The sequence below is a fragment of the Candidatus Polarisedimenticolia bacterium genome, assembly GCA_036004685.1.
Lineage (GTDB): Bacteria > Acidobacteriota > Polarisedimenticolia > Gp22-AA2 > AA152 > DASYRE01.
Genome location: DASYRE010000027.1, coordinates 1 through 3466 on the forward strand (window position 1 = coordinate 1; position 3466 = coordinate 3466).

The following is a 3466-nucleotide window of genomic DNA, read 5'->3' on the forward strand; positions in this document are numbered from 1 at the left end:
ACGCTGCTCGCCATCGTCTTGTCGGTCGGCCTCGTCGTGGACGACGCAATCGTGATGGTGGAGAACATCGAGCGCCACATCCACAGCGGCAAGCGTCCGACCCAGGCTGCGCTTGACGCCGCGCGTGAGCTGGTCGGGCCGATCATTGCCATGACGATCACGCTGGCAGCCGTCTACGCGCCGATCGGGATCCAGGGTGGTCTGACCGGCACGCTGTTCCGCGAGTTCGCCTTCACGCTGGCGGGCGCGGTGATCGTTTCCGGCGTCGTGGCGCTGACGCTGTCGCCGATGATGGGCGCGAAGCTGCTTCGACCCGCGGAGAAGGAACGCGGGTTCGCGGCGTGGATCAATCGGCGATTCGACTCGGTCCGCAGCGGATATGTCCGCGCGCTGGCATCGACGCTCAGGTACCGGCCCGTGGTGCTCACCCTGTGGGTGATCGTCGCGCTGCTGATCGTGCCGTTCTACATGTTCTCTCAGCGCGAGCTGGCGCCTGCCGAGGACCAGGGCGTCGTCTTCTCGGTCGTGCAGGCCGCGCCGAACGCGACGATTGAGCAGACGAAGCTCTTCACGTCGCAGATTCTCGATGTCTACAAATCGCTTCCCGAGACGGCCGCGACGTTTCAACTGATTATCCCGAACGGCGGATTCGGCGGCATGGTGACCAAGCCGTGGAGCGAACGCCAGAAGACCGCGCAGCAGCTCCTGATGGAGTCGTACGGACCGTTGTCGAAGATCCCGGGCATCCGGGCGATTCCGCTGACGCCGGCCCCGCTGCCCGGCGGCGGTGACTTCCCTGTCGATTTCGTCATCGGCTCGGCGGCGGAGCCGCAGCAACTGGACGAGATCGCCCGTCAGCTCGTGCAGAAGGCATTCACCTCCGGGATGTTCATCTACGCCGACGCGGACCTGAAATTCGATCAGCCGCAGGCGGAGGTGGTCTTCGATCGCGACAAGCTGCGATCGCAGGGTGTTGACCTCAGTCAGGCGGGGCGCGACCTCTCGGTGCTGCTTGGCGGCAACTACGTCAATCGCTTCAGCATCCAGGGACGAAGCTACAAGGTGATTCCCCAGGTCATCCGCACGCAGCGCCTGAACGTTGATCAGTTGAACGACTTCTACGTCACCGGGCCGAACGGGAAGCTCGTCCAGCTGTCGACCTTCGCAACGCTGAAGGAAACGACGGAGCCGAGGGCGATCTACCGGTTCCAGCAGTTGAACTCGGTCAAGGTCCAGGGCGCGATCCGGCCGGGGGCCACGCTGGACCAGGCCCTCACGGCGCTCGAAGAGGAGGCGGCAAAGATCCTGCCCCCGGGTTTCACCATGGACTACGCCGGGGAGGCGCGCCAGTTGCGCGTGGAGGGAAACCGCCTGAACACGACGCTGTTCCTGGCGTTGGTCCTGATCTTCCTGGTCCTCGCCGCGCAGTTCGAGAGCTTCCGCGACCCGCTGATCATCCTGGTGGGATCGGTGCCGCTCGCGCTCTCGGGGTCGCTCCTTTTCACCTTCCTGGGAGCGACGACGCTCAACATCTACAGCCAGATCGGCCTGGTGACCCTCGTCGGGCTGGTCTCGAAGAACGGGATCCTGATCGTCGAATTCGCCAACACGCTTCAGGAGGCGGGCCTCTCCAAGCTCGACGCGGTGATCCAGGCAGCGGGGACCCGCCTGCGCCCCATCCTCATGACCTCGGTGGCCACCATCGCCGGCCACTTCCCGCTGGTGTATGCCCGGGGCCCCGGCGCGGGCGCGCGGAACAGCATCGGCATCGTGCTCGTCACCGGGATGGCGATCGGGACCCTCTTCACCCTGTTCGTGGTGCCGTCCTTCTACGTGCTCCTGGCCCGCCGTCACGCGGCGGAGCCGGCGGAGGCCGAAATGGAAGCGGCCCCGGAAAGAGAAGCCGCACCCGTCCCGGTGCTGGCGTCATGAACAAAGCCCTCGGCGGCTGGGAGGACGGGCCGGACGCCGCTCCGCGGCCGATATGAGCCGGAGCGCGGTGGTTTTTGTTCGATACGCCGGTCAGTCGGGCGATGAAGCTTCAGCGAGACCTGCCGGGGAGGTAAGCGCCGCACGATTCGCGCACCACCAGGGTGGCGGTAAGGACGAAGCTCCTCGGGGGCAGGGACGGGTCGGCGATGCGGTCCAGCATGGCGCGGAAAGCGGTCACCGCGATCTCGCGGCAGGGCTGGTGCATGGTCGTCAGCTGCACGGAGAGAAGAGTGGCGTATTTCACGTCGTCGAACCCGACCACCCGGATGCCGCGCGGGACGCGGATGCCCAGCTTTTCGAGGGATCGGATCAGCATCGCTGCTGAGCGGTCGTTGGCGCAGATCACCGCCTCCACCTGCCGCCCGGTGGCAAGGCCTTTGACGAATCCCAGGTCGTCCGGCTGTCCCACCCTGAGAAAATCCGGCCTCAAAGGCAGTTTCCGGTCCAACATCGCCTCTCGCGCCCCGGCGACGCGGATGCTCACCGTGGGCGCGAAAAATGGAGGCGCGACGAAGGCGAGGCGCCTGCACCCCAGCTTGAGGAGGTGCGCCGCGAGCAGGTAGCCGCTCGCGAAGTTGTCGATGCCCACCAGGTCGAACTCGCTCCGGGCCGGGAAAGGGCCAAGGTCGCGGTCGAGGAGCACGAGGGCGATTCCCGCCTTCCGCAGGCGCTCGGCGAGATGGCGGTTTGCCTCCTCCTTCTCTTCGGTGTGCTCGAGGGGGGCGAAGAAGACGCCGCTCACCCTGCGCTGGATGAACTGCTCGCAAAGCTCCTCCGCGGCTTCCACGCCGGTAGCCTCCGGGCGCGGCACCTGCCCGCCTCCGCCCCAGAGGAGAGCGTAGTCGTGGACCCGTGCCAGGCCGGCCAGCTCGCCGCAGATCACTTCGAAGATCTCCGTTGTTCCCAGTCCGGGTATCAGGAGGCCGAGGTGCCGCTGTGCCCGATCGCTTCCGGCGGAAGCCGGACTCCGCAGGAAGGTCCCGGAGCCCACGCGCCTCTCGATCAGGCCCTGGTCCACCAGGTCGCGCAAGGCCCGGGCGGCGGTCGGGCGGGAGACGCGGAAACGCTCCACCAGCTCCGCTTCGCTCGGAAGGCGCTCGGGAGGACGGTATTTCCCGGCTGCGATCTCCGCGAGGAGCTCCCGGGAGATCCGCCGATGTTTCGCTTCCGCAGCCATGCGACCTGCTACTTACAACCTGTCCGGTTGAAATCTCATCTATTTTTGCATCCGGGGCTCAAAATACAGGACAACTCCTTGATCCTGTCTATACTGATGGCCAATGCCATTCTGCGCGAGACAGGCCACGCGATGACGGCGGAAGAGGCCGGCCGCATCCTCCGTCTCCACGCGGAGGCCTATTCCCGCCTGTCGGACCAGGTCCGCCCGCTCCCCGGCGCCCGCGAGCTCCTCGCCTACCTGACCCGGGCCGGCGTGCCGTGGGCCATCGCCACCAGCGGGCGGATGGAAAGCGCC

General features: G+C 66.6%; 3 protein-coding genes. 2 read left to right on the forward strand and 1 reads right to left on the reverse strand.

The genetic code is table 11. The features are described 5' to 3' along the window. On the forward strand, positions 1 to 1932 hold a 1932-nt coding region (locus VGR67_06630), incomplete at its 5' end, for an efflux RND transporter permease subunit (GenBank protein HEV8336068.1). Between the two features lie 109 nt (positions 1933 to 2041). On the opposite strand, the gene VGR67_06635 is transcribed toward VGR67_06630, so the two are convergent. Further along, positions 2042 to 3169 carry a GntR family transcriptional regulator gene (locus VGR67_06635; GenBank protein HEV8336069.1) on the reverse strand — a complete coding sequence of 376 codons (1128 nt, stop codon included), beginning with the start codon at positions 3167 to 3169 and terminating at the stop codon, positions 2042 to 2044. Between VGR67_06635 and VGR67_06640 the strand changes: the two genes are divergently transcribed. After that, the coding region (locus VGR67_06640) for a hypothetical protein (protein ID HEV8336070.1) at positions 3149 to 3466 on the forward strand (318 nt) is incomplete at its 3' end. The genes VGR67_06635 and VGR67_06640 overlap by 21 nt on opposite strands.